The sequence below is a fragment of the Nonomuraea sp. C10 genome (assembly GCF_008017515.1).
GTDB classification, from domain to species: domain Bacteria; phylum Actinomycetota; class Actinomycetes; order Streptosporangiales; family Streptosporangiaceae; genus Nonomuraea; species Nonomuraea ferruginea.
The window spans coordinates 6,401,351-6,425,817 of the sequence record NZ_VPFF01000001.1 but is presented as its reverse complement, the minus strand read 5'-3'; the positions used below and the strand labels follow the sequence as shown (position 1 = coordinate 6,425,817).

26 protein-coding genes are annotated in these 24,467 nt (G+C 71.1%); 12 read left to right on the top strand and 14 right to left on the bottom strand.

What is annotated here, in order from left to right; genetic code table 11:
- Positions 1-4: 4 nt before the first annotated feature.
- Positions 5-1,117 (bottom strand): zinc-binding dehydrogenase, encoded by a 1,113-nt coding sequence (locus tag FR742_RS29500; protein WP_148033960.1) that lies wholly within the window; start codon positions 1,115-1,117, stop codon positions 5-7.
- The gene (locus FR742_RS29495; RefSeq protein ID WP_148033959.1) at positions 1,110-2,060 is read right to left on the bottom strand and encodes a Gfo/Idh/MocA family protein; all 951 of its coding nucleotides are present in this window, start codon (positions 2,058-2,060) and stop codon (positions 1,110-1,112) included. The genes FR742_RS29500 and FR742_RS29495 overlap by 8 nt, the downstream gene beginning before the upstream one ends.
- A gap of 105 nt (positions 2,061-2,165) precedes the next feature.
- On the opposite strand from FR742_RS29495, the gene FR742_RS29490 reads away from it, so the two are divergent.
- Both FR742_RS29490 and FR742_RS29485 read left to right on the top strand, forming a co-directional pair.
- On the top strand, positions 2,166-3,140 hold the full coding sequence (locus FR742_RS29490; RefSeq protein WP_148033958.1) for a glucosyl-3-phosphoglycerate synthase: 975 nt from the start codon (positions 2,166-2,168) through the stop codon (positions 3,138-3,140).
- On the top strand, positions 3,137-4,270 hold the full coding sequence (locus FR742_RS29485; RefSeq protein ID WP_148033957.1) for a glycosyltransferase: 1,134 nt from the start codon (positions 3,137-3,139) through the stop codon (positions 4,268-4,270). The genes FR742_RS29490 and FR742_RS29485 overlap by 4 nt, the downstream gene beginning before the upstream one ends.
- On the opposite strand, the gene FR742_RS29480 is transcribed toward FR742_RS29485, so the two are convergent.
- Positions 4,242-5,036, bottom strand: a complete 795-nt coding sequence (locus tag FR742_RS29480; protein ID WP_261808810.1) for a universal stress protein — start codon at positions 5,034-5,036, stop codon at positions 4,242-4,244. The genes FR742_RS29485 and FR742_RS29480 overlap by 29 nt on opposite strands.
- Before the next feature lie 77 nt (positions 5,037-5,113).
- Here FR742_RS29480 and FR742_RS29475 point away from each other — a divergent pair, with 77 nt between their 5' ends.
- The 3 genes from FR742_RS29475 to FR742_RS29465 all read left to right on the top strand — a co-directional run bounded on the left by FR742_RS29475 (position 5,114) and on the right by FR742_RS29465 (position 6,988).
- Positions 5,114-5,422 (top strand): hypothetical protein, encoded by a 309-nt coding sequence (locus FR742_RS29475; RefSeq protein WP_148033956.1) that lies wholly within the window; start codon positions 5,114-5,116, stop codon positions 5,420-5,422.
- A gap of 65 nt (positions 5,423-5,487) precedes the next feature.
- Positions 5,488-6,054 (top strand): phosphatase PAP2 family protein, encoded by a 567-nt coding sequence (locus FR742_RS29470; RefSeq protein WP_187281352.1) that lies wholly within the window; start codon positions 5,488-5,490, stop codon positions 6,052-6,054.
- Between the two features lie 4 nt (positions 6,055-6,058).
- Positions 6,059-6,988: a threonine/serine dehydratase gene (locus FR742_RS29465; protein ID WP_148033955.1), complete on the top strand. Its 930-nt coding sequence runs from the start codon at positions 6,059-6,061 to the stop codon at positions 6,986-6,988.
- Here the strand turns inward: FR742_RS29465 and FR742_RS29460 are convergent.
- From FR742_RS29460 to FR742_RS29440, 5 genes are all read right to left on the bottom strand, one after another.
- Positions 6,967-7,545: a hypothetical protein gene (locus tag FR742_RS29460; protein ID WP_261808809.1), complete on the bottom strand. Its 579-nt coding sequence runs from the start codon at positions 7,543-7,545 to the stop codon at positions 6,967-6,969. The two genes, FR742_RS29465 and FR742_RS29460, sit on opposite strands and share 22 nt — an antisense overlap.
- A 96-nt stretch (positions 7,546-7,641) precedes the next feature.
- Complete coding sequence (gene mscL, locus FR742_RS29455) at positions 7,642-8,070, bottom strand: large conductance mechanosensitive channel protein MscL (protein ID WP_148033954.1); 429 nt, start codon at positions 8,068-8,070, stop codon at positions 7,642-7,644.
- A 47-nt stretch (positions 8,071-8,117) separates the two neighbouring features.
- A complete protein-coding gene (locus FR742_RS29450) occupies positions 8,118-8,315 on the bottom strand; it encodes a DUF397 domain-containing protein (protein WP_148034897.1) in 198 nt (65 codons plus the stop codon).
- A gap of 119 nt (positions 8,316-8,434) precedes the next feature.
- A complete protein-coding gene (locus tag FR742_RS29445) occupies positions 8,435-8,626 on the bottom strand; it encodes a DUF397 domain-containing protein (RefSeq protein WP_148033953.1) in 192 nt (63 codons plus the stop codon).
- Between the two features lie 135 nt (positions 8,627-8,761).
- A complete protein-coding gene (locus FR742_RS29440; protein WP_261808808.1) occupies positions 8,762-9,607 on the bottom strand; it encodes a helix-turn-helix transcriptional regulator in 846 nt (281 codons plus the stop codon).
- A 306-nt stretch (positions 9,608-9,913) separates the two neighbouring features.
- On the opposite strand from FR742_RS29440, the gene FR742_RS29435 reads away from it, so the two are divergent.
- The 7 genes from FR742_RS29435 to FR742_RS29405 all read left to right on the top strand — a co-directional run bounded on the left by FR742_RS29435 (position 9,914) and on the right by FR742_RS29405 (position 18,931).
- A complete protein-coding gene (locus FR742_RS29435) occupies positions 9,914-10,189 on the top strand; it encodes a hypothetical protein (protein ID WP_148033952.1) in 276 nt (91 codons plus the stop codon).
- Positions 10,183-10,737, top strand: coding sequence for a hypothetical protein (locus FR742_RS29430; protein WP_148033951.1), 555 nt, complete (start codon positions 10,183-10,185; stop codon positions 10,735-10,737). Before FR742_RS29435 ends, FR742_RS29430 begins: the two co-directional genes overlap by 7 nt.
- Positions 10,738-10,898: 161 nt before the next feature.
- The gene (gene glgX / locus FR742_RS29425) at positions 10,899-12,992 is read left to right on the top strand and encodes a glycogen debranching protein GlgX (RefSeq protein ID WP_148033950.1); all 2,094 of its coding nucleotides are present in this window, start codon (positions 10,899-10,901) and stop codon (positions 12,990-12,992) included.
- Positions 12,985-15,153, top strand: a complete 2,169-nt coding sequence (gene treY / locus FR742_RS29420) for a malto-oligosyltrehalose synthase (RefSeq protein WP_222709076.1) — start codon at positions 12,985-12,987, stop codon at positions 15,151-15,153. Before glgX ends, treY begins: the two co-directional genes overlap by 8 nt.
- Positions 15,143-16,855, top strand: a complete 1,713-nt coding sequence (treZ, locus tag FR742_RS29415; protein ID WP_148033949.1) for a malto-oligosyltrehalose trehalohydrolase — start codon at positions 15,143-15,145, stop codon at positions 16,853-16,855. Before treY ends, treZ begins: the two co-directional genes overlap by 11 nt.
- Positions 16,856-17,046: 191 nt before the next feature.
- Complete coding sequence (locus tag FR742_RS29410; protein WP_148033948.1) at positions 17,047-17,943, top strand: hypothetical protein; 897 nt, start codon at positions 17,047-17,049, stop codon at positions 17,941-17,943.
- A 49-nt stretch (positions 17,944-17,992) separates the two neighbouring features.
- Complete coding sequence (locus FR742_RS29405) at positions 17,993-18,931, top strand: hypothetical protein (protein WP_148033947.1); 939 nt, start codon at positions 17,993-17,995, stop codon at positions 18,929-18,931.
- A gap of 89 nt (positions 18,932-19,020) precedes the next feature.
- Here the strand turns inward: FR742_RS29405 and FR742_RS29400 are convergent, their stop codons facing one another.
- The 6 genes from FR742_RS29400 to FR742_RS29375 form a co-directional block, all read right to left on the bottom strand.
- Complete coding sequence (locus FR742_RS29400) at positions 19,021-20,622, bottom strand: FAD-dependent monooxygenase (RefSeq protein WP_148033946.1); 1,602 nt, start codon at positions 20,620-20,622, stop codon at positions 19,021-19,023.
- Between the two features lie 80 nt (positions 20,623-20,702).
- The gene (locus tag FR742_RS29395; protein ID WP_148033945.1) at positions 20,703-20,993 is read right to left on the bottom strand and encodes an MTH1187 family thiamine-binding protein; all 291 of its coding nucleotides are present in this window, start codon (positions 20,991-20,993) and stop codon (positions 20,703-20,705) included.
- Between the two features lie 63 nt (positions 20,994-21,056).
- Positions 21,057-21,386 carry a hypothetical protein gene (locus FR742_RS29390; RefSeq protein WP_148033944.1) on the bottom strand — a complete coding sequence of 110 codons (330 nt, stop codon included), beginning with the start codon at positions 21,384-21,386 and terminating at the stop codon, positions 21,057-21,059.
- A 9-nt stretch (positions 21,387-21,395) separates the two neighbouring features.
- A complete protein-coding gene (locus tag FR742_RS29385; protein ID WP_148033943.1) occupies positions 21,396-22,073 on the bottom strand; it encodes a uracil-DNA glycosylase in 678 nt (225 codons plus the stop codon).
- Between the two features lie 108 nt (positions 22,074-22,181).
- The gene (locus tag FR742_RS29380; protein ID WP_148033942.1) at positions 22,182-23,081 is read right to left on the bottom strand and encodes a carbohydrate ABC transporter permease; all 900 of its coding nucleotides are present in this window, start codon (positions 23,079-23,081) and stop codon (positions 22,182-22,184) included.
- Positions 23,078-24,463, bottom strand: coding sequence for an ABC transporter permease subunit (locus FR742_RS29375; protein WP_148033941.1), 1,386 nt, complete (start codon positions 24,461-24,463; stop codon positions 23,078-23,080). The genes FR742_RS29380 and FR742_RS29375 overlap by 4 nt, the downstream gene beginning before the upstream one ends.
- Positions 24,464-24,467 lie beyond the last annotated feature (4 nt).

The following is a 24,467-nucleotide window of genomic DNA, read 5'->3' as shown; positions in this document are numbered from 1 at the left end:
CTGGTCAGCCGCGCTGATCGTCGACGTGATCGCTGAGCACGGCCTGGAGGGCGTGCCGCTCACGGCTCGCGAGCTGGGCCATCAGGCGGGGTCCCTCGTCGAAGCCGACCACGTCGGTGATCAGGTGCCGGCGTAGCAGCTCGCCGCGGCCCGCGAGCAGGACGACGCTCTCGTACGAGAGCCGCTCCCGGTCCCAGGCGTGCGCCAGGCCGCGCGGCACCCGCCCGATCTGCGCGCAGCGCAGCGACAACCCGTTGTGGTGGAACTCCTCGCCGAGCCGCACCTCCTGGGCGCCGTCGGTGTAGAAGGCCAGGTCGACGGCCACCCCCTGGGGCCGCAGCAGCTTCAGCGCCAGGGCCAGCGCCCTGGCCCGGCCGCGGCACTGGAAGACCACGTCGGCGCCCCGGTCGTCGGGACCGTGGCGCCAGCGCCGCTTCAGCTCGACCGCCGGATCGGCGTCGGCGGCCAGCGTGTCGGCGCCCAGCGCGGCGGCGACCGCCAGCCGGTCAGGCGTCTCGTCCACGACCACCACTTCCGCGGCCCCGTACGAGATCGCGAACGACGCGGTCAGCAGCCCGACCACGCCCGCGCCCACCACCGCGACCCGCCGCCCGCGCACCCCGTCGCCGAGATGGTGGACGTCCTGGCCGTACAGGTCGGCGGCGGCGTGCAGCAGCCCGTTGGCGCAGATGGGGCCCATGTGGGCGACGTAGATGCCGAGCATCGGGTCGAGCTCTCCGGGCAGCGGCACGAACCGGTCGCGCATCGGGTCGGCGACGTAAGCGCTGCGGTGCCCGTACGCCATGGCCACCAGCGCGCCCTCGGCCACCGCCCGGGTGCGGGTCTCGACCACCCGGCCGACCTGCATGTAGCCGATGCCGCGCACCGGGTAGGCGATCGACGGCGTGCCCTCCAGGAACAGGCCGAGGCCGCGGTCCCAGGTCGAGGTCAGGTAGGGGTTGTCGCCCTTGACGTAGGTGAGCTCGGTGCCGGCCGACACGCCGCTGTGGACGGTCTCCACCAGGAACCCGCCGTCGGGCACGTCGCCGAGTTTCTCCTCGACCAGCGTCACTTCGCCGGGCGCCTCGATGCTGAGGACGGTCGCGACGTCATGCATCGAGCATCACCGGCTTCCGTTCGCGTGCGGACCGCGCCAGCGCCAGAGCCAGCCGGTGGGTCTTGAGCGCCTCCCGGTACGGGACACGCACGTCGGCCTCCTTACCCTGGACGGCGTCGACGAACGCGCGATCCACCGCCACTTTGGCCTCGCCGCCGTCCCGCAGCCGCTGCTCGCCGTCGACGACCAGCTCGGTCTCGCTCAGCTCCAGCGCGATGCCCTCGGCGTGCACCTCCAGGCCCGCCCGGTGCTTGCGGTCCAGCAGGCAGCAGGTGGCCAGCAGCCCCGTGGCGCCGGCGGCGAAGCTCATGACGGCGGCGGTGGCCCGGTCCACCTCGCCGTCCACGGCGTTCCCGGCGGGCACCGCGTGCACCATCGTCACCTCGCCCACGAGCAGCCGCGCCAGGTCCAGCACGTGGACGGCCTGCTCGACGGTCTGACCGCCGGACCTGCCCGGATCGAGCCACCAGGCGACCGGCGGCACCTTGTCCAGCCAGTGGCCCAGCGCGAGCCGCACCGGCCGATCGGCCAGCAGGTCCCGGGCGCGGTCGAGGATGTCCAGGTAGCGCCAGTGGTGGCCGACGGCGGAGGGCAGCCCGCGCCGGTCGATCTCGTCCGCGATCGACTCCGCGGTGGCCAGGTCGAGCGAGAGCGGCTTCTCCACGAAGATCGGGAGATCGCAGGCCAGGATGTCACGCTCGGGGTCACCGTGCGCGAAGGGAGGCACGCACACGTACACGGCATCCAGCCCGCCCGCGCTCAGCAGGTCCGCATGGTCGCCATAGGCGGGGGAGCCGTGCTTGGAGGCCAGCGCCTCGGCTCTGCGAGGATCGGTATCGGCGATCCCGGCGATCGTCACGTCGGGGAAACCTGATAGGACGTCGGCATGACGGGCGGCGACATTGCCGGCCCCTACGATGCCCACACGGGTGGCGGGAGACATAACCCGGCATATCCCACGCCCTCCGGAAAACAAACAAATACGTTCGAAGAGTCATCAAGGGGGCAGTTGTCGCCGACCTGACCTCCAAAGATCGGGGTTGACTGCATGAAATCAGATCTGGAGGCCTTGACGAGGGTCCGGGAATGGTACGGACTCCACTCCAGCACGGCCGCCGACTGGCCGGTCGACTCTCTCCTGCTGGCCAAGGGAGCCACCACGGTGAGCGTGGTGCTGCCGGCCCACAACGAGGAGTCGACGGTGGGCGACATCGTCACCGCGATCCGCCGCGACCTGGTGGAACGGGCTCCACTCGTGGACGAGATCGTCGTGGTCGACTCCCTGTCCACCGACGCGACCGCCTCCAGGGCGGCCGCGGCGGGCGCCCGGGTCGTCGCCCAGGAAGCGGTGCTCTCCCACCTTCCGCCGCTGACCGGGAAGGGCGAGGCGCTGTGGAAGGGGCTGGCCGCCACGACCGGGGACATCGTCGTGTTCGTGGACGCGGACCTGCGCGACTTCGGCTCGCACTTCGTCTCCGGCCTGCTCGGGCCGCTGCTGCTGGACCGTGACATCCAGTTCGTCAAGGGCTCGTACGAACGCCCGTACACGGGCGCGGACGGGGTGGCCCACCGCGGCGGCGGCGGGCGCGTGACCGAACTCGTGGCCCGCCCGCTGCTCAACATGTTCTGGCCGGAGCTGTCCGGCTTCGCCCAGCCGCTCGGCGGCGAGTACGCGGCCCGCCGCGAGGTGCTGGAGCAGGTCCCCTTCGTCACCGAGTACGGCGTCGAGTTCGGGCTGCTGGTGGACCTCCTGCAGCTCGTCGGCCTGGACGCGATGGCCCAGGTGGACCTGGGCGTGCGCGTCCACACCCACCAGTCGGTGGCCGCGCTCGGCCGGATGGCCGGGCAGATCATGCTGACCGCCTGGTCCCGTCTGGAACGCCAGGGCCGCCTCGTCTCCCCGGAGTCGCCCGCCCACACGCTGTTGCAGTTCGGCCTGGATGGGCAGGCGGACCTGGTGGACGTGGGCGTGGCCGAGCGGCCGCCCCTGGCCACTCTCGTCTTAGAGGAGGACGTGGCTTGAACATCCTGCTGAACGCCGGGCCCTGGCTCCCCGTACCGCCTCCTGGATACGGCGGCATCGAGAACGTCGTCGCCACCCTGATCCCCGAGCTGCGCGCTCGGGGGGTGCGGGTGGTGCTGGCCTCGGTGGGGACGAGCGCCATCGAGGTGGACGAGCTGATCAGCGTCTACGCCGACGGCCAGTTCCCCCACCTGCAGAAGCCGTACAACCAGGTCATGGGCATCGCCCACGCCCACCAGGCGCGCGTGGCCGAGGAACTGCGCCGCCGCGACGACATCGACCTCGTCCACGACCACCTCGAAGTGGTCGGCCCCGGCGTGCTGGCGGCGCTGGACGGCCCGCCCGTCCTGCACACCCTGCACTGGGACCTGCACAAGCACGCCGCCTTCTACGACTCCTTCCCTCACAAGATCGCCGTCAACGGCGTCTCCCACTCCCAGCTCGCCCGCGCCCCCGAGGCGCTGCGCCGGGCCGCGCTGGGGGCCGTGCACCTGGCCACCCCGCTCGCGGGCACCGGCCTGCGGGTCGAGCGGGGCGAGCACCTGGTGGTCATGGGCCGCGTGTGCGGGCTCAAGGGCCAGCACGTGGCCGCCCGCATCTGCCAGAAGCTCGACCTGCCGCTGACGCTGGCCGGCCCGGTGAGCGGCCTCGACACGCCCGCCGAGCTGGAGGCCGTCGCCCAGGACCCGTCCCACCCGCTCTACGGCCATCCCGACGTGCGCTACCTCGTCGACCACGTCTCCACCTACCTCGACGGCGACCGCGCCACCTGGATCGGCTCGGTCGGCGGCGAGGACCGCGACCGGCTCTACGCCTCCGCCCGCGCCTCGCTGTTCCCCATCCAGTGGGACGAGCCGGGCGGCACCGCCGTCGTCGAGGCGCTGGCCCTGGGCGTGCCGCCGGTCGGCCTGCGCCGCGGCTGCCTGCCGGAGATCATCGACCACGGCCGCACCGGCTTCCTCGCCGACACCGAGGAGGAGCTGGCGGAGTGGATACTCCGGGTGGACGAGATCGACCCGGAGGAGTGCCGCCGCGAGGCCGCCCGCCGCTTCTCACCGGCCGTCATGGCGGAGCGCTACCTGGAGCTGTACGAGCGGGCGATCAGGAGAAGCCCCGTGGCAGCACGGTGACCGGGACCGGGGCGGCGCGCAGCATCTTCATCGCCAGCTCGCCCAGGAACACCCGGTGCGGCTGGGCGTCCTCGCTCGCCGCGCAGATCAGCAGCTCGCCCGGGAGCCACGTGGCGGTCTCCATCGCGGCCGCCACGTCGTGGCCCTCGGCGACGTCGGCCTCCGCCTCGATCCCCGCGGTCTCCCAGGCCAGGCGCACGGCCAGCGCCAGGTCGTCGCGGATGCGCTCGGGATCGTCGGTGCGCAGGTCGAAGGTGATCAGCCGCAGCGGCACGCCCAGCCGCAGCGCCGCCTGGGACATCCGCGCCACCGCCTCGTCACACTGCGGCCGGTGCACGTACGCGAGCGTGAGCCGGGACAGCTCGCCGGTCGGCGCGAAGCCGGACGGCGCCACCATCACCGCCTCCGGCGACAGGTGGAGCAGGTGGTCGCCGGTGCTGCCGAGGGCGATGCGGCCGTGCTGCCCGCCGGCCGCCGACCCGACCACGATCAGGTCGGCCTTGATCCGGCTGGCCAGCACCCCCAGCCCGCGGCCGGCGCCCCGGCTCTCGAACGCCATGTACTCCGACGGGACGTCCTCCAGCGCCACGCCCGCCTCCGCCAGGTTGGCCTGGGCCTCCACCGCCCGCCCCGGGCTGCCGGGCGGGTAGATCGAGGCCACCGTGAGCTCGCCGCCGGTGACCCGCGTGATGGCCGCGCCGAGGGCCAGCGCCTCCCGCCCGCCCGCGTCGTGGGTGTAGCCGACGATCACGTGCTCTCCGATCACGAAAGCGTCTTTACCCGCTTCGAGCAGGGAATACGCCGTCATTGCAAAGCGTTGCACAACAACGGAGGCGAAAGGAATTGAAGATCACTCTTGACACCAAGTTCATGGGTTCGTCCGGCATGATCACCCTGCGTGACGCCGTCGGGCAGCTGAGGGCCCAGGACCTCGCCTGTACGGTCGCGGGCGACAAGGTAGGGGCGAAGGCGCGGATGTTCGCCGAATGCGTCGAGCGCGGTTTCACGCCGCTCCGCAGCGAGATCATGGCCGCCTGCTACGTGGCCGAGCGCGACGCCGTCACCGAGTCCTTCGAACGCGGCCTCATCACCCGGGGCGAGCTGGAGCAGGCCCAGCTGGCGCTGTCGAGGCGCTTCCTCGGCGCCACCTGATCTTCCTCCTTTCTGACGCACATCGCGGTGCCATCTCCTCGTAAAGTCGTGTCCATCACCTGTTAATGGATTGGACACGTGTGTACCGCGACATCGTCGACTTCGCACTCACCACGCCGGCCTGGCTGCACACCCTGGCCGAGGTCGGCACCGACGCCGGGCTGTTCATCTTCGCGGCGTTGTTCCTCGTGTGCTGGTGGCGCGCCCGCCACGCTCCCGCGCGCGACCTGGCGATCGCCATCGCCGGACCGGCCGGGATCGTGGGCGCGTACGTGATCAGCGAGGTGCTGAAGCTCCTCGTCAGGGAGGACCGGCCGTGCCGGGGCGGCGTCGTGACGATCGCCGCCTGCCCGCCGGCGGCGGACTGGTCGTTCCCCAGCAACCACTCGGTGATCGCCGCCGGGGCCGCCGGAACCCTCATGCTGGCCTGGCGCGCGCTCGGCTGGGTGGTGGTGCCCCTGGCCGTCGTGATGGCGTTCTCCCGGGTGTTCGTCGGCGTGCACTACCCGCACGACGTGATCGCCGGATTCGTGCTCGGCCTGGCCCTCGCGCCGCTGCTGGCCCTGCTGATGGTCGGCGCCGTCACCCCGGTGGTCCGCCTGGCCCGGGCACGCCTGTCCGCCGTAGGTTGATCGCATGGAACTGGTGACGGTCGAGGACATCCGGGCGGCCGCCGGGCGGATCGAGCCGGTCGTCGTCCGCACCCCGCTGGTGCCGGTCGGAGACCTCCTGGTCAAGCCCGAGAGCCTGCAACGGGTCGGCTCGTTCAAGATCCGCGGCGCCTACAACGCGGTGGCCCGGCTGCGCCCCGCCGGGGTCGTCACCCACTCATCGGGCAACCACGGCCAGGCCCTCGCCTACGCGGCGGCGAGCTTCGGCGTGCCCTGCGTGGTCGTGGTGCCCGAGGGCACGCCCCGGGTCAAGACCGACGCCATCCGCCGCCACGGCGCCGAGCTCGTCGTGGTGCCGCCCGACCGGCGCCTGGCCGCCGCCGCCGAGGTGGCCGCCGGGCGCGGACTCACGCTGGTGCCGCCGTACGACCATCCGGATGTGATCGCCGGGCAGGGCACGATCGGGCTGGAGATCCTGGCCGACCTGCCCGACGTCGAGGTGGTCGCGGTGCCGGTCAGCGGGGGAGGGCTCGTCTCCGGCATCGCCGCCGCCGTCAAGGCGCTGCGCCCCCGCGCCGCCGTGATCGGTGTCGAGCCCGAACTGGCCGCCGACGCCGCCGAGAGCCTGGCCGCCGGCCGGCTCATCACCTGGGAGCCCGCCCGCACGTTCCGCACCAGCGCCGACGGCCTGCGCGCCGAGCTGTCGGAGCTGACCTTCGCCCACCTGTGCGCGCACGTCGACGCCGTCGTCACCGTCACTGAGGACGAGATCCGCGCCGCCATGCGCCACCTGGCCACCGCCGGCCGCCTGGTGGCCGAGCCGAGCGGCGCCGTCGCCACGGCCGCCCGCCTGTCGGGCAAGCTGCCGCGCGGGCTGACGGTGGCGGTGCTGTCGGGCGGCAACGTCGACCCCGCCCTGCTGCGCGAGGTGCTTCAGACCGCCGACCAGGAGTGACGGCTGAGGAAGCCCCGCTCGCCCGTCGCGTACTCGTGGAAGGCGCGCCGCACCTCCTCCAGCTCCGCCACCTCGGCGCGCACCATCGCGCCCTCCTTGTACTCCAGCTCGTAGCCGGGGGAGACCTGGATGAAGTGGTGGCCGAAGGTCACCAGCGCCACGAACGGGTTCTGCGGCGACATGGTGCCGAGCACGTCGTGCACCAGCCCCAGATCGGGATCGTGCACGATGAGCCCGTCGCCGGTGTGGAGCTGCATGCCCTGGTAGACCCCGAGCGGCGCCACGTTGTGGACGAGGTCGCGCTGCGGGTCGTAACACACCAGCCCGTACGCGCGCGCGACCTCGAACACCTGGGCCGACATCTCGTCCATGGTCTCCAGGTCCATCGTCACCAGCACGTGGTCCCCGTAGACGGTGACGGTGCCCGGCAGCTCCTTGGCGACCTCCGGCAGCTCCCTCTGAACGGGCTCGCCCTTGCGGACCTCCAGATAGGCGGCCCGTGCCTGGTCCCTGGAGACGGGCACGGGCGCGTCCCACACCATCAACTCAACGCTCACCCGTCCATCTTGTCGGACCAAGGCCGCACTTGATGGGGTACCAGCTGGAACCGAGCCGAAACCGCGCCCTGACGCAGCCCGCCCGGCGTGGCGTCGCTACGTGGTGGCGGCCGGCTTCTCCGTCTCGGGCACCAGCTGGATCGTGCAGTGCATGCACCGGCGGGCCTCGATCGGGATCTCGCCCAGGCACTCCGGGCACTCCTTCGTGGTGGCCGCCTTGTCGCGGTCGAACAGGGTGACGAGCCGCGTCATCGGCAGCACGACCAGCCAGTAGACCACCGCCGCGATGATCAGGAAGGTGATCAGGTGGTTGAGGAAGTCGCCGTACTTGAACTCGCTGCCGTTGACGGTGAACGAGTACTGCGCGAAGTCCGGCTGGCGCCCCCCGGTGACGGCGCCGATCAGCGGCGTGATCAGGTCGCGGACGAGGGCCTGCACGAGCCCGCTGAAGGTCGCGCCGACGATGACGGCCACCGCCAGCTCGACGATGTTGCCGCGCAGCAGGAATTTTCTGAAACCAGCCATAGCAGGCAACCGTATGTAGGCGGCCAAGCACAGGTCAACACGGGGTTTCAGACGGCGTCGAAGCGTCCGGCTTTGACCGCGTCCCGGAACTCTTCCCACTCCTCGCGATCAAACGAGAGCGTCGCGCCTTCGGCATCCTTGCTGTCGCGAATGAGGATTTTGTCATCGTATTGCGCCACTTGTACGCAATTTCCGTTGTTGCATGAGAGCCAGGTCGGCCTTGCGGGACCTTGGGGGGAACCCATGCGGTACCTCTCAACAGGTTGCCTGCGGACGTCGGGCTGAGCCATACCCCGAAATGTGCGCACGTAAGACATGAAGGGCGGGTCCCGTCGCAGGACCCGCCCTTCATGTGAAGTCTGATTCAGCTCCGCTTGAGCTGTCCGATGAATGCGCTCCACTCGTCGCGGGAGAAGCTCAATATGGGACCATCGGCTTGTTTGGTGTCGCGGACGGCGATGCCGCCGTCAGGCAGCGGGGCCACGGCGATGCAACTGCCGTTGTTGCAGCGGGAGGACACCTTCCAGGTGAGCTCCGGCCGGGGAAGCGAGGTCATGTGCCTCTCCAGGTCAATGTCGGGCAGCCGCTCGGCGTGAGAGGGGCTGCCATGGTGCGATAGTGAGGGGCACGACACTATCGCTTTCGAGGTAATTGACATTGGCACATTACGCAGATAGTTAGCCATTTCCTGCTATCGGAACGCCGCACTCCGCTGACGTACGAGGGCGATCGAGTCCTTCGGGCTGAGGGCCACCGCGCGGAGTTGATTGAGCACTTCGCGGAAGCGCGCGAGCTGGGCCGGCTTCTCCTGGAAGATCTGACCGGCCAGCGTGTCCATGTAGACGGTGTCGGCCACACCCGCGCTCGGGTCGAACTCCAGCAACATGAACGCGCTGTCGAGCGCCATGTGCGCGCCCACGGTGTACGGCACCACCTGAACGGTGACGTGCGGCGCCGCGGCCATCTCGGCGACCTGGCCCAGTTGATCGGCCATCACCTGCTCGCCCCCGATGTGGCGGTGCAGCGCCGACTCGTCAAGCAGGACCCAGTAGCGTGGCGGCTTCGCCTTGCGCAGCACGTTCTGCCGTTTCATCCGGTAGGCGACCCGATCCTCCAGCACGGACGGATCGATCTGGGGGAGGAAGCCCTGGATCACCGCCCGCGCGTAGTCCTCGGTCTGCAGCAGGCCGGGGATCGTGGTGGTCTCGAACTCGGAGATCGCGATCGCGTCGTTCTCCAGCCCGGGGATGGGCCGGAAGTCCACGTCCTCGCCGTCCTGCCACCAGCCCTGCTCGCGGGCGTCCTTGGCCAGGGCCATCAGTTCGGAGGGGTCCTCGACCCCGTACAGCCTGCACAGGTCGCGGACGTCGCGGAGGCTCGCCCGGCGCTGGGCGGTCTCGATACGGCTGATCTTGGCGGCGGAGCAGAGGAGCGCCTCGGCGACCTCGGCGATGCTCATGCCCGAGTCGTGCCGCAGATCGCGCAGCCGGTTGGCGAGCTGGCGCTGGCGGAGTGTGGGGTTGGCGCCGGCCATCATGACCGGTCCATCGTCGCCGCCGAGTTGGCACCCGTCATGTCCGACCACCTCTTCGTGTCGTGCGGCGATCCTACTGCTTTGTTTTGCCAAAGGCATGTGAGTAAGGCAAACGTCACCGTCATGTTCCATTGGTAATTGCCAACAGACGGGTACAAGCCCATACAGATGCCGACTACTTCCCCAGGAGACCTCATGCGTGCCCCTCCGGATCCCCGACCAGGCGCCCACACACGAAGCTGGGCCGATGTTGCCGCACCGGCCCAGCTGAACGATCATCCGCCGCTGTCAGAGCAAGAGGACGACTCCATGCAGCTTATTACCGTTACCCGGGCACCGGCCAACCCGATCCGGCGCCTTATCAGCCGGGTGCTGGAGACGCTCGACGGCTGGGCCTTCGACGATCTCGACGCGCGCGCCCGTGCCCAGGGCTGGGAGGTGCGCCGGCCGGCGCCGCTGACGCGCGTCTACCGCAATCCGGATCTCGGTGCGTACGTCCGCTGCCCCGCCTGTCAGGGAGAGGGCGCCACGCGGAGTGGTGTGTGCCCGCGCTGCCTCGGGTCGGGGCGCGTGCGGCCGTGTTAGAGCGCGAACTCCTGGCCGGCCTGAACCACGCCACCACCCCGGTGTCCCGGCCCAACCCCCTCGTGGTGCTGTGGCGGTGGCGGTACGAGGCCGGCGCCGCGGGGGCCGCCGTGGCTCTGGCGTACGCGGTGGCGGTGGCCACCGGGCCGGCGCTGATCGCCATCGCGGCGGTGCTCGTGATGGTCGCCCTCTGGCCGCCCGCGCGGTCGGAGGTGTGGGGGCGGATCCGGTGCGTGGTCACCGCGCACCGGATCCGGGTCGGGTTCGTCGAGGCGTACGTCGTCAGCAGGCGAGGCAAGATCCCGGCCATCCTGTGGTGCGCGCCCGCGCCGTTCGGGGAGCGGGTGTGGGTGTGGTGCCGGGCCGGCATCACCGTGGCGGACATCGAAAGAGGCCGGGAGAGGATCGCCGGGGCGTGCTGGGCGGCCGACGTGGTGGTATGCCCGCATCCGCGCACTCCGCACCGGGTCATGCTGGAAGTGGTCCGCCGTCCCCGGGCGTGGGATCCGGACCCGTACGAGAGGGCTTCGGCCCGCGGTTCCCCGTGAACCGTCCAGCCGGCGGTGAGCCGGGCGGCTCACCGCTCGCCCGTACGAGGTGATCGGAGCGGAACGAGGGGAAGGTACTGGTCGCGTCACCGGGAAACGAGGCCGGGCTTGTCCGGTAGGGCGGGGGAACGGAACATGGGAGGGACCGGGAGGAAGCCTCGATGATCGAAATCTGGCCGGGAGATCCTTACCCGCTCGGGGCGACCTATGACGGCGCCGGCACCAACTTCTCGCTCTACACCGAGGTCGCGGATGCCGTGGAGCTGTGCCTGTTCGACGAGGACAACCGCGAGGAGCGGGTGAAGCTCACCGAGGTCGACGGCTTCATCTGGCACGGCTACCTGCCGGGCATCGGCCCCGGCCAGCGCTACGGCTACCGGGTGCACGGTCCGTACGACCCGGCGCACGGGCTGCGCTGCAATCCGAACAAGCTGCTGCTCGACCCGTACGCGATGGCGATCGAGGGCGGGGTGACCTGGCACGAGGCGGCGTACGGTTACCGGTTCGGGCATCCCGACACCCGCAACGACCTCGACTCGGCCCCGTACGTGCCGCGCTCGATCGTCGTCAACCCGTTCTTCGGCTGGGGTCACGACCGGCCGCCGGCGACCCCGTACCACGACACGGTGATCTACGAGGCGCACGTGCGGGGGCTGACCATCAGCCATCCGAAGATCCCCGCGCGGGTGCGCGGCACCTACGCCGCGCTCGGCCATCCGGTGATCACCGACCATCTGACGAAGCTGGGCGTCACGGCGCTGGAGCTGATGCCGGTCCACCAGTTCGTCACCGACCACGTCCTGGAGCAGCGCGGGCTGTCCAACTACTGGGGCTACAACTCGATCGGCTTCTTCGCGCCGCACAACCGCTACTCCAGCACCGGGCAGCGCGGCCAGCAGGTGCTGGAGTTCAAGGCCATGGTGAAGGCGCTGCACGAAGCCGGCATCGAGGTCATCCTGGACGTCGTCTACAACCACACGGCCGAGGGCAACCACCTGGGGCCGACGCTGGGCTTCCGCGGCATCGACAACCCCAACTACTACCGGCTGGTCGACAACGACAAGCGCTACTACATGGACACCACCGGCACCGGCAACAGCCTGCTCATGCGCTCACCGCACGTGCTGCAGATGATCATGGATTCGCTGCGTTACTGGGTCATCGAGATGCACGTCGACGGGTTCCGGTTCGACCTGGCCTCGACGCTGGCCCGGGAGCTGCACGAGGTCGACCGGCTGAGCGCGTTCTTCGACCTGGTGCAGCAGGACCCGGTGCTGTCGCAGGTCAAGCTCATCGCCGAGCCGTGGGACGTCGGGCCCGGCGGCTACCAGGTGGGCAACTTCCCGTCGCGGTGGACCGAGTGGAACGGCCGCTACCGCGACACCATCCGCGACCTGTGGCGCGGCCAGCCGGCCACGATGCCGGAGTTCGCCTCCCGCTTCACCGGGTCGAGCGACCTCTACCAGGCCGACACCCGCCGCCCCGCCGCCTCGATCAACTTCGTCACCTGCCACGACGGCTTCACGCTGCGGGACCTCGTCTCGTACGACCACAAGCACAACGAGGCCAACAAGGAGGGCAACCGCGACGGCACCGACGACAACCGGTCCTGGAACTGCGGCGCGGAGGGCCCGGCGGGCTGGGCCATCGAGTCCCTGCGCGAGCAGCAGAAGCGCAACTTCCTGACCACGCTGTTCCTGTCGCAGGGCGTGCCGATGCTGTCGCACGGCGACGAGCTGGGCCGCACCCAGCAGGGCAACAACAACGGCTACTGCCAGGACAACGAGCTGACCTGGGTCGACTGGTCGGACGTGCGGGAGAACTGGCTGCTGCTGGAGTTCACCCAGAGCCTGGCGGCGCTCCGCAAGAAGCATCCGGTCTTCCGCCGCAGGCGGTTCTTCTACGGCAAGCCCGTACGGGGGCTCAGCGACATCGCCTGGCTCACCCCGTCGGGCGAGGAGATGACCGACAGCGATTGGAACGTCGGCTACGCCAAGTCGCTGGCCGTCTTCCTCAACGGCGAGGCCATCACCGAGCCCGACCGGCGCGGCCGGCCCATCAGGGACGACTCGTTCCTGCTGCTGTTCAACGCGCACCACGACACCATCCGCTTCACGATCCCCAAGGACTACGGCGAGATGTGGCAGACCGAGATAGACACCGCGATGCCGATCAGATTGGACGTGCGCATGTGCCGCGCCGGGGAGGGCGTGGCGGTGCCGGGGCGGAGTGTGCGGGTGCTGCGCCGTGTCTGATTCCCTGACCAGGCCCGTCTCGACCTACCGGCTGCAGCTGACCCCCGACTTCGGCTTCGCCCAGGTGGCGGAGATCGCCGGCTACCTGCGCGACCTCGGGGTCAGCCACGTCTACCTGTCGCCGATCCTCCAGGCGACGCCCGGCTCCCTGCACGGCTACGACGTCACCGACCACTCCAGGATCCGCGAGGAGTTCGGCGGCGCGAAGGGCTTCCGCGAGATGGCCGAGCAGCTCGCGGCGCACGATCTCGGCGTCGTGCTCGACCTGGTGCCCAACCACATGAACACCAGGAACGCCGCGTTCTGGTCGGTGCTGAAGGACGGCCCGGAGTCCCCGTACGCGCGCTGGTTCGACATCGAGTGGGAGGACGGCAAGGTCGCGCTGCCCGTGCTCGGCGACGACACCGAGCCGGTCGTCGACGGCGACGTGCTGCGTTACCACGAGCACGAGTTCCCCTATCCGGGCCACTACCGGCTGGTCGACTGGCGGGAGGGGCCCGGCTACCGGCGCTTCTTCGACGTGTCCACCCTGATCGGGCTGCGGGCCGAGGACCCGGAGGTGTTCTTCGCCACCCACGAGGTGATCTTCTGGCTGCTCGACGAAGGGCTGGCCGACGGGCTGCGGGTCGACCACCCCGACGGCCTCGCCGACCCCCGGGGCTATCTGGAACGGCTGCGCGCCAGGTCCGGCGGCACCTGGACGGTCGTGGAGAAGATCCTCATCGGGGAGGAGCGGCTGCCCGCCGACTGGGCGTGCGACGGCACCACCGGCTACGAGACGCTCAACCGGGTCACCGGCCTGTTCGTCGACCCCGGTGGCAAGCGGCCGCTGGTCGAGCTGTTCACCCGGCTGACCGGCGAGCCCGCCGACTACCGGCAGGTCATGACCCTGGCCAAGCAGGAGGTCGTCGACCTGTTCTTCGGCGCCGAGGTGAACCGGCTGGCCCGCGCCGCCTCCTGCGACCCGGCGGCGGTCGCCGAGCTGCTCGCCGCCATGCCGGTCTACCGGGCGTACGTGGTGCCGGGCGAGCCGCCGCCCGCCGTGTCGGTCGAGATCGTCGAGGGGGCGGCCGCGGTCTGCTCCTCCGCCGTCCACCCGCTCGTCGAGCAGGTCCTGCACGGGCCGCCCGAGGTGATCACCCGGTTCCAGCAGGCCTGCGGTCCCGTCATGGCCAAGGGGGTCGAGGACACCGCGCTCTACCGGTGGTTCCCGCTGTCGTGCCTGAACGAGGTCGGGTGGGAGCCGGACCACTTCGGCGTGCCGGTCGAGGAGTTCCACGACTACTGCGCGGCCATGCCGCCGCACACCATGACCACGCTGTCCACCCACGACACCAAGCGCTCGGAGGACGTGCGGGCCCGGCTCTCGGTGCTGTCGGAGCTGCCCGAGGAGTGGGAGAAGGCGGTGTCGGAGTGGTCGGCGCAGGTCGCCTTCGACCGCCGGCTCGACTACCTGGCCTGGCAGAACCTCATGGCCGCCTGGCCGATCTCGGCCGGCCGGTTCACCGACTACCTGCTGAAGGCGGCGCGCGAGGCCAAGACCGCGATCTCGTGGGTGCGCCCCGACCCGGACTACGAGCGGGGGCTGCGCGCGTTCGCCGAGGCGGCCGTGCGGCTGCCGGTCGGCGAGTTCACCGAGCGGATCGACCGCTACGCGATGGCGAACTCGCTCGGGGCCAAGCTCGTGCAGCTCATGATGCCCGGCGTGCCCGACGTCTACCAGGGCAACGAGACGACCGACTTCTCCCTGGTCGACCCCGACAACCGGCGGCCCGTCACATATCCGCGCACCCCCGCCTCCGCCTGGGACGCCGCCAAGCTCCGGGTCACCACCCAGGCGCTGCGCCTGCGCCGGCGCGTCGGCCCCGCCGCACCGTACACGCCGCTGCGCGCGGACGGCGCGGCGGCGGAGCACGTGATCGCGTTCGCCCGAGGCGGCGACGACCCCACCGGGACCGGTGTCGGCGCGCGGGCCGTCGCCGTCGCCACCCGGCTGCCCGTCGGCCTGGAGCGGCGCGGCGGCTGGGGCGGCACCACGCTGTCGCTGCCGCCGGGCACCTGGCGCGACCTGTTCGGCGGCGGCGTGCACACCGGCCGGGTCCCCCTGGCCCACCTGCTCGGTTCCCTTCCCGTCGCACTCCTGGAGCGAAATGATCTTTGACGTGTGGGCCCCCAACGCCACGGCCGTCGAGGTCCTGGTCCTGGGCGAGCGGCGCGGGCTGTCCGCCGGGACGGACGGCTGGTGGTCGCTCGACGTGCCGGACGCCGTGCACGGCACCAGCTACGCGTACGTGATCGACGGCGACGGCCCCTACCCCGACCCCCGCTCCCGCCGGCAGCCCGAGGGCGTCTTCGGGCCCAGCGCCGTGTACGACCACGCCCGCTACACCTGGTCCGACCACGACTGGAAGGGCCGCGACCTGCGCGGCGGGGTGATCTACGAGCTGCACATCGGCACGTTCACCCCCGAGGGCACGTTCCAGGCCGCCGCCGGCAGGCTGGACCATCTCGTCGAGCTGTGCGTCGACTTCGTGGAGATCATGCCGGTCGCGCCGGTGCCCGGCACCCGCAACTGGGGCTACGACGGGGTCGACCTGTACGCGGTGAACGAGACCTACGGCGGGCCCGACGGGCTCAAGACCTTCGTCGACGCCTGCCACCGGGCCGGCATCGGCGTCATCCTCGACGTGGTCTACAACCACCTGGGGCCGTCGGGCAACTTCCTGCACCCGTTCGGCCCGTACTTCGGCGGGTTCGAGGGGAGCTACTGGGGTGAGGCGGTCAACCTGGACGGGCCCGGCTCCGACGTGGTGCGCCGCTACTTCATCGAGAACGCGTTGCAGTGGCTGCGCGACTACCACGTCGACGGCCTGCGGCTGGACGCCGTGCACGCGCTGCACGACAAGCGCGCCACCCACCTGCTGGCGGAGCTGGCCGAGGAGGTGGACGCGCTGTCGTGCGCGACCGGCCGGCCGCTGACGCTGATCGCCGAGTCCGACCTGAACGACCCGCGCATGGTGCGTTCCCTGGACGCGGGCGGCCTGGGCATGACCGCCCAGTGGAACGACGACGTGCACCACGCGCTGCACACCGCGGTGAGCGGCGAGACCCACGGCTACTACGCGGACTTCGCCGGGCTGTCCGCCCTGGCGAAGGTGTTCACCGACGGCGTCCTGCACGACGGCGGCTACTCCAGCTTCCGTCGCCGCTCCCACGGCCGGCCCTACACCGGCGTCCCCGGCCACCGGCTGGTCGCCTGCCTGCAGAACCACGACCAGATCGGCAACCGGCCGATGGGCGACCGGCTGCCGATGCCCGCGCTCAAGCTCGGCGCGGGCCTGCTGCTGACCTCGCCGTTCACGCCGATGCTGTTCATGGGGGAGGAGTGGGGGGCGGGGACGCCTTTCCTGTTCTTCTCCGACCACGCCGAGCCCCACCTGCGCGAGAGCGAGGGAGGGCGCAGGGAGAAGGAGTTCGAGGGCTTCGGCTACACATGGGAGGCGCCCGACCCGTCGGCGGAGGAGACGTTCCTGAGCTGCAAGCTCGACTGGCAGGAGCTGAAGGACGAGGCGCACTGGTCGCTGCTGTGCTGGTACCGCGACCTGATCGCGCTGCGCAAGGCGCTGCCCGAACTGACCGACCCGCGCCTCGACCGGGTCAGGGTGGAGACCGATCCGGCGGGGAAGTGGCTGGTCGTGTGGCGGGGCGAGGTGTGCGTGAGCGTGAACTTCAGCACGGACACGGTCACGGTGCCGGTGCCGCTGGGCGGGCTGCTGCTGTCGTCGGACGAGCCGGTGGCGGAGGACGGGCAGGGGGTACGGCTCCCGGGCCAGTCCCTGGTGGTCCACCGCCCTTCCGGCTGAAGGCCCGATCCGTTCCTGCGTCGACCAGCTCTGCGGTCGGTGACCCGGTCCGTTCTTCGGGGGTCCGACTGGCGGCCGGCGGTCGTCCACAGGGGGTGTCGCTCCGCGCTCGTCATCCCCAGAACCTGGTTCGTGCCCGCGTGCCCGGCGCGCTCTCGCCCATCCTGGGGTCCCGACCACCGGAGGCCCTCGTGAAGATCGTCCTGCCCCTGCCCGTCACCCTGACGTCCCTGTTCGTCGTCACGCTCGTCGGCGGCGCCTTCGAGCCCTGGCAGCTGACCGGCCCCCACAGGAAGGCCGCCATGGCCGCGCTCGGCTCCCGCCGCCTGCGGCTCACCCACCACCCCACCCCGTGGAAACCCGCCGCCGTCGCCCTCACCCCCGGCGAGCGCCGCCTGCTGCGCCGCTCCAGACAGCACCTCACCGTCTCCTCCGCCGCTCCGCCCCACGACCAACCGGCCGCCGTCCAGGCCGCCAGGGCCGTCGCCCGCGCCCTCGCCCAGGCGTACGGCGGCCTCCTGGCCGACCCGCTGACCGGCGCAGTCCTGCCCGCCCGCGACCCGGAGCCCACCGCCTTCCACCTGGCCGACGGCTGGCTCGGCTGGGACGTCCAGGTCCACGCCGACGCCACCTGCTCGCCGTGGGACCCGGCGGGCGCCGGCGCCTGCGACGGCCTCATGGTCACCTCCCGCGGGCTGCGCAGGTTCGCCCTCCCGGAGATCACCCTCGACGGCGCGGCCTGCGCCCACACCCTGTGCGCCACCAACCTCCTGCGTACGGTGGCCGCCCGCCTGGTCGCCGGCCACCTCGCGTTCGCCGCCGCCCACCCCGGGGCCCGCCGCCGAGCCATCGACGACCACCTCCCCCTCCCGCCCGCCCCTCTCGGCGTCCGCCTCACCCCCTGCGCGCCGGCCCCTTCACCCGGAGGCGGCAGCATCAGACGCCTGAAGGTCGGCCCGGCGGGCGACGCCGGCCCCGTCACCTACCTCAAGGTCGGCCCCCCGGCCGGCTTCACCGGCTCACTCAACGACTGGCTCTGCGCCACCCAGGCCCCCGCCCGAGCCGCCGTCACCTCCATCGCGGCCTGACGCCCTCCGGCGGGGGAACGACCGGGGCCGGTCGTTCGTAGGACCTGATGTGGACCCATTCGAAGACCTCGACCGCAGGTTGAGGGAGGCACACGACCGAGTCCGCTGGTTCGACCACCTGGCGGCGCGGCGCTCCTCGCTCGGGCGGCAGATCCGGGAGGTCGCCGACCTGGTGACCGAGCTGGAGCAGCAGCTGGCCAAGGAGCGGCGAGACGTCGAACGCCTGGAGGGCGGCCTGTCCGCGTTCATGGCCAGGCTGACCGGCTCCAGGGAGGAGCGCCTCACGCGGGAGCGGGCCGAGGCGGCGCTCGCGGGGGAGCGCCTCGACGGCCAGCGCGCGAGACTGGAAGCCCTCACCGGCGACCTCGGCGAGACGGAGCGCGACCTCGCCGCCACCGCGGGGGCCGCCGACGACTACCAGCGGCTGCTGTCCGAGAAGGAGCGCCTCCTCGTCGAGCGGGGCGACCAGCGCGGGCGGCGCCTCATGGAGCTGTCGGGCCTGATGGCCGACACACAGGCCGACCTGCGCGAGCACGACGAGGCCGTGCAGGCGGGCAAGGCGGCGGGGCAGTGGGTCGGCCACGTGCTGACGCAGCTGGAGCACGCCCGCGGCGCCTCGACCTGGGACATGCTCGGCGGCGGCGTCTTCGCCGACGCCGTCGAGCGGGAGCACCTCGTCACCGCCGACCAGGCCACGTGGCAGGCCCAGCAGGCGCTCGACACGTTCGCGAGGGAGCTGGCCGACCTCGGCTGGGCCGTCCGGCCGAAGATGCCGGAGGTGGACACCCGCTGGTTCGCCGACGTCTTCTTCGACAACATCATCACCGACGCGCTCAAGCACCAGCGCATCAACAGGACCCGCACCGCCGTGGCCGAGATGTCCGCCTGGATCGACGACTCGCTCCGGACGCTCGCCCAGGGCCAGGCCGACCTGACCCGGCGCCTCGGCGACCTCACCGGCGAGCGCGAACACCTGCTCGCCACCTGACCTCAGGGGATGGCGGGCAGGCCGACGACCACCCTCCTGCCGCCGTGGTCGTAGATGAGGACCCTCGATGGCGGCCTGGCGGTCTCCCGTCAGCGGCTGAGAACGCGGCGCAGGGCCGACTCCAGCGTGGCGGCCGGATCGGGAGCGGGGCCGGGGGCGCGCCAGGCGATGTAGCCGTCCGGGCGGACCAGGACCGCCCCGCCCGCGCCGACGCCGTACCGCGACCGCCACTCGCCCTTGACGTCCACCGCGTCGTGGCCGAGCACGACCCTCGACAGCGCGACCCCGAGGCGCCTGGACACCAGGCGGCCCGCGTCGGACCAGGACTGCCCGCCCTCGCCGTCGGCCAGGAGCACGAACCCGCAGCCGAACAGGTCGATCGTGGACATCGGGCGGCCCTCCCAGGTCAGCGGCACGTGCGGGGCCCGGCTGCCGGGCCGGCCGGTGGGGTGGCGCGGGTCCTCCAGCAGGGAGCCGTCGTCGTCCGGATCCTCGATGACGGCCGTGGAGTGGTAGCGGGCGCCGAGGACGGCGCCCTGCGGGTCGCCGAGCGGCTCGGGATAGCCGACGCGGGCGGCCGGCGGCATCCGCATGCCGAGGTTGGCCAGCTGGGCGTCGGCGGTCATGACCCCGATCGGGCGGCGTTCGGCGTCGTAGGAGTCCAGGAAGTCCGGCCCCGCCTGACCGCTGATCACCAGCCAGAGGCGCCAGGCCAGGTCGGCGCCGTCCTGCAGCGCGAGGCTGCCGCCCTGGCCGCCGGTGGGCGGCATGGTGTGGGCCGCGTCCCCGGCCAGGAACACCCGGCCCTCGCGGTAGCGCCCGGCCAGCACGTGCGCCATGGCGAAGCTGGTCCGGTCGAGCAGCTTCACCGCCAGGTCGGGCACGCCGGTGGCGACGCGGGCCAGCTCGACGCAGCGTTCGGGGGTGAAGTCGGCCTCGCTCCGGCCCGCGCCGGTGTCGTAGTTGACCGCGAGGACGTGGGCGCCGACCCCGGTGCCGGTGAGGATCACGCCGGTCATCGCGTCGTTCCGCAGGTACCAGAGCGTCACCTCGCGCTCTCGTACGAGCCCTGACAGGTCGGCGTCGAACATGATCGAGCACATCCGCCCGAGCTCGCCCTTGCCCGTCACGGGGATGCCGAGGCTCCGGCGCAGTGGGCTGCGGTAGCCGTCGGCGGCCACCACGTAGTCGGCGCGCACCGTGACCGGCCCGTCGCCGGAGCGGACGGTGGCGGTGACGCCCGCGCCGTCCTGGTGGAGCGCGACCAGCTCGGTGGAGAACCGCAGGTCGGCGCCGAGATCCTCGGCGCGCTCCCGCAGGATGCGCTCGACCTCGGCCTGCGGTGCGCCCACGAGCGCGGCGGGAGTGGCCTCGGCCATGAAGGCGAACTCCTCCCGCTCGTCCGAGACGATCATCTGAGGGTCGGGGTCGTCGAGGGCCGAGGCGATGGCGATGCGCAGGTTGTCGCCGATGCCCGCCCAGATGTCGCACAGCTCCTGCTCGACACCGGGGACGGAGCGAAGCAACTCGACGGCCCGGTGATTCACGCCGAACGCCTTGGGCTGGAGCGAGGTGCCGGGCCGCCGCTCGACCAGCATGACGGGGATGTCACGCCAGGCCAGGAGCAGGGCCGCGCTCAGACCGGCGTAGCCGCCGCCGACGATCAGGACAGGGACACGGTGGTACGTCATGACGACCTCCCGAGGCACGAGTAATATCGCGATGGTCACGATATGTCGCGTCTCGGGAGCGGTCAAGACATATCTCGAACTCAGCCCAGGTGCTTCTCCAGCGACTCCACCTTGCCGGTCATGGCGTCCGTCACGCCGGGGCGCAGGTCGGCCTTGAGCACGAGGCCCACCCGGGGAGCGACCTCCGCCACCGCGTCGACGGCCCGCTTGACGACGTCCATCACCTCGTCCCACTCACCCTCGACGGTGGTGAACATGGCATCCGTGTGGTTCGGCAGCCCGCTCTCCCGCACGACCTTGACGGCCCTGGCGACGGGCTCGGCGACCCCCTCGCCGACGCCGAGCGGGGTGATGGAGAATGCGACGATCACGGCGTGACCTCCTGAGCTCCTGGCGCGGCAGGTCCGCGCCGACGAACGTGGCAGGCCGGACGGTCAGAGGTGGAGGTGCTCGTCCTCCGCCTCCTCCTCGTCCTCGGCCGGGCCCTCGGAGGGCTCGACGCCGAGCATCGCCTCACGCGGCTCGATCTCGTCGATGTGGTCGACGAGCTGCAGCACGTGCTCGGGCTCGATCAGCCACTGGAGGGCGGAGGCGCCGGTCTCGTCGGACTTGACCAGCTCGGCCTGCTCGCTGCGCTCTTCGTCGGTCAGCTCGGCCTCGGGGTGGCGGATCTCCGCCAGGGCCGCCGCCTGCAGGGCGTCCACGTCGAGCACTTCGACCGTCAGCTCGACCGTGAGTCGTAGGAACTTCTGTGCGTCACTCATGCGACGAGCCTAGGGCAGCTTCCACTCCACGGGGGCCGCGCCTTGCTGGGCGAGCAGTTCGTTCGCGCGGCTGAACGGCCGGGAGCCGAAGAACCCGCTGCGCGCCGACAGCGGCGACGGGTGGGCGGACTCGACGCGCGGCACGGAGCCCAGCATGGGCGCGAGATTGCGGGCGTCGCGGCCCCACAGGATGGCCACCATCGGCTTCTCACGCGCGACCAGGGCGCGGATGGCCTGCTCGGTGACCTCTTCCCAGCCCTTGCCCCGGTGGGAGGCGGGCTTGCCCGGCATCACCGTCAGCACCCTGTTGAGCAGCAGCACGCCCTGGTCGGCCCAGGGAGTGAGGTCGCCGTTGGCCGGCCTGGGCAGCCCCAGGTCGGACTCCATCTCCTTGTAGATGTTGACCAGGCTGCCCGGCAGCGGCCGCACGTCGGGGGCGACGGAGAACGACAGCCCGACGGGGTGACCCGGGGTGGGGTACGGATCCTGACCCACGATCAGGACCCTGACATCGTCGAAGGGCTGGTTGAAGGCACGCAGCACGTTGGCTCCCGAAGGGAGGTACTGCCTGCCTTCGGCGATCTCGTTGCGGAGGAACTCGCCCATGTGGGCGATGCGCTCGGCCACGGGCTCCAGCGCGCGGGCCCATCCGGCTTCGACGACTTCGTTCAGTGGACGTCCGGCCATGGGCGTTGAGCTTAGCCAGGTCTGGCGGGCGATGCGTACGGAACCCGGAGAAATGATCACCAAGGGCGGGCGCCCGCGCCCCCGCGGGAAGACGGGCGCCCGCTTGGGTCACTTCACCGAGCCGGCCATCATGCCCTGGACGAAGTAACGCTGGAACGCGAAGAACAGCACCAGCGGGATGATCAGCGACAGGAAGGCGCCGGACGAGAGGATGTCCATGTTGGTGCCGAACTGCCGCATCTGGGACTGGAGGTACTTGGTCATCGGCTGGTTCGCCGGGTTGGCGTAGACCAGCGCGATCAGCATGTCGTTCCACACCCAGAGGAACTGGAAGATGCCGAGCGAGGCGATGGCGGGCTTGCCCAGCGGGAACACCACCGACACGAAGATCCGCCACTCCGGCGCCCCGTCCATCCGCGCCGCCTCCAGCAGGGAGGCCGGGATGCCGATGAAGAAGTTACGGAGCAGGAAGATCGCGAACGGCAGCCCGAACGCCACGTGGAAGAGCACGACGCCGGGGATCGAGCCGAAGATCCCGACCTGGCCGTAGAGCGCGGCCACGGGGATCAGCGCGATCTGGATCGGCACGATCAGCAGCCCGACCACGACCAGGAACAGCAGGTCCCGGCCGGGGAACTCCATCCAGGCGAACGCGTACGCCGCCATGGCCGCGATGCCGATCACCAGGATCGTGGTCGGCACCGTGATGGCCACGGTGTTCCAGAAGGACGCCCCGAAGCCGCCGGCCAGCAGGTCGGCGTAGTTGGCGATGGTGATCTCGGCGGGCTTGGTGAAGATCGTCCACCAGCCCTCGGCGTTGTTGACCTCGGTCGTGCGCAGCGAGACCACCAGCAGGCCCAGGGTGGGCACCAGCCAGAACAGGCCGAGCAGGATCATCACGACCTGGACGACGCCGCTGCCGAGGCGGTCGACGATGCGTCCGGCCAGGTTTCGCCGTGGCGCGCCGGCGTGGCTCTGCGCCGGGGCCGTGGCCGTGGCCGTGGTCATGACTCACCCCTCTTGAACCTGCGGATGTTCATGATCATGAAGGGCAGGACCAGGATCAGCAGGAAGACGGCCAGCGCGCTGCCGAGCCCCTGGTTGTTCCCGCCGCCGAACGCGACCCGCCACATCTCGAGCGCGATCACGTTCGCCTCCGGCTGGACCGACGGCGGTGCGATGATGAACACCAGGTCGAACACCTTCAACGTATTGATGATCATCGTCACGAAGACGACGAGCAGCACCGGCGACAGCAACGGCACCGTGATCCTGCGGAACACCTGCCATTCGGTGGCGCCGTCGATGCGGGCCGCCTCCAGCGCGTCACGCGGGATGGCCGCCAGGCCGGCCGCGATCAGCACCATGGCGAACCCGGCCCACACCCAGACGAAAGCCCCGATGATCGCCGGTGTGATGAGCGTCGGGCCGAGCCAGGTCAGGCCGTTGTACGCGGCCGTGAAGTTCTCCTGCGGCAGCCGTACCTCGTAGGAGCCCGAGGGCAGGCCGTCGAACCGGAACGAGCCGTCAGCGGCCGTCGTGGCGGTCGCCGCCACCTCGCCGTCGCTCACGGCCTCCACGGTCATCCCGGGCAGGCCCTTCTCCGTGGGGTCCGGCTGGCCGTTCACGCCGCCGCCGCCCGGGGTGAAGTCGAACCACACCGTGCCCGACAGCCCGTCGCCGCCGGTCGCCGCGACCGCCGGCTGGGCGTCCGCGGGCATCACCTCCGGCTTGACGCCCACGATCGGGATCAGCACGGTCTGGCCGGACTCCACCGGCTGCTTGGTGACGACCGAGCCGTCCTCCTGGGCGGCCACCGGTGACTGGTCGCCCTCGCGGGCGCGCGCCTCCGGATAGCCCTGGGAGGAGGAGAACGTGTCGTGCACCACGGTCATGATGGCGTTGGCCACGCCCTTGTCCGGGTCCTCGTCGTACACGAGGCGGAAGATGACGCCGGCGGCCATCAGCGAGACGGCCATCGGCATGAAGACGATCAGCTTGAACGCGGTCGCCCACTTGATGCGCTCGGTCAGCACCGCGAAGATCAGGCCGATCGTGGTGACCACGATCGGGGCGACGATCACCCAGATCAGGTTGTTGCGGATGGTCTTCAGCGTCCCGGCGTCACTGAAGATCGTCCCGTAGTTCTCCAGCCCGACGAACACCTGGTTGGTGGAGTCGTACATGCTGCGGACGATCGAGTATCCGATCGGGTAGACCACCCAGATGCCGAGGAGCAGGGCCGCCGGCAGCAGGAAGACGATGGCGATCGTGGGTGACGGGCCGAGGCGTCGTCGTGTGCGGGGGGTATCAGCCGGTCCCGAGGTAGGCCCGCCCGTGTCGTCCACGGGCGGGTCCTGGGGGCCGTCCAACCTTTCGGTCACGGCCATGCCT

What these genes read in the sequence shown, in the direction of transcription:
- FR742_RS29390 (WP_148033944.1), bottom strand. Translation starts at nt 21,386, where the DNA reads ATGAGTGACGCACAGAAGTTCCTACGACTCACGGTCGAGCTGACGGTC.
- FR742_RS29450 (WP_148034897.1), bottom strand. Translation starts at nt 8,315, where the DNA reads ATGGGTTCCCCCCAAGGTCCCGCAAGGCCGACCTGGCTCTCATGCAAC.
- FR742_RS29435 (WP_148033952.1), top strand. Translation starts at nt 9,914, where the DNA reads ATGCAGCTTATTACCGTTACCCGGGCACCGGCCAACCCGATCCGGCGC.
- FR742_RS29470 (WP_187281352.1), top strand. Translation starts at nt 5,488, where the DNA reads ATGGATTGGACACGTGTGTACCGCGACATCGTCGACTTCGCACTCACC.
- treZ (WP_148033949.1), top strand. Translation starts at nt 15,143, where the DNA reads ATGATCTTTGACGTGTGGGCCCCCAACGCCACGGCCGTCGAGGTCCTG.
- FR742_RS29400 (WP_148033946.1), bottom strand. Translation starts at nt 20,622, where the DNA reads ATGACGTACCACCGTGTCCCTGTCCTGATCGTCGGCGGCGGCTACGCC.
- FR742_RS29380 (WP_148033942.1), bottom strand. Translation starts at nt 23,081, where the DNA reads ATGACCACGGCCACGGCCACGGCCCCGGCGCAGAGCCACGCCGGCGCG.
- FR742_RS29495 (WP_148033959.1), bottom strand. Translation starts at nt 2,060, where the DNA reads ATGTCTCCCGCCACCCGTGTGGGCATCGTAGGGGCCGGCAATGTCGCC.
- mscL (WP_148033954.1), bottom strand. Translation starts at nt 8,070, where the DNA reads ATGGCTGGTTTCAGAAAATTCCTGCTGCGCGGCAACATCGTCGAGCTG.
- FR742_RS29440 (WP_261808808.1), bottom strand. Translation starts at nt 9,607, where the DNA reads ATGATGGCCGGCGCCAACCCCACACTCCGCCAGCGCCAGCTCGCCAAC.
- FR742_RS29465 (WP_148033955.1), top strand. Translation starts at nt 6,059, where the DNA reads ATGGAACTGGTGACGGTCGAGGACATCCGGGCGGCCGCCGGGCGGATC.
- FR742_RS29490 (WP_148033958.1), top strand. Translation starts at nt 2,166, where the DNA reads ATGAAATCAGATCTGGAGGCCTTGACGAGGGTCCGGGAATGGTACGGA.
- FR742_RS29375 (WP_148033941.1), bottom strand. Translation starts at nt 24,463, where the DNA reads ATGGCCGTGACCGAAAGGTTGGACGGCCCCCAGGACCCGCCCGTGGAC.
- FR742_RS29445 (WP_148033953.1), bottom strand. Translation starts at nt 8,626, where the DNA reads ATGACCTCGCTTCCCCGGCCGGAGCTCACCTGGAAGGTGTCCTCCCGC.
- FR742_RS29500 (WP_148033960.1), bottom strand. Translation starts at nt 1,117, where the DNA reads ATGCATGACGTCGCGACCGTCCTCAGCATCGAGGCGCCCGGCGAAGTG.
- FR742_RS29385 (WP_148033943.1), bottom strand. Translation starts at nt 22,073, where the DNA reads ATGGCCGGACGTCCACTGAACGAAGTCGTCGAAGCCGGATGGGCCCGC.
- glgX (WP_148033950.1), top strand. Translation starts at nt 10,899, where the DNA reads ATGATCGAAATCTGGCCGGGAGATCCTTACCCGCTCGGGGCGACCTAT.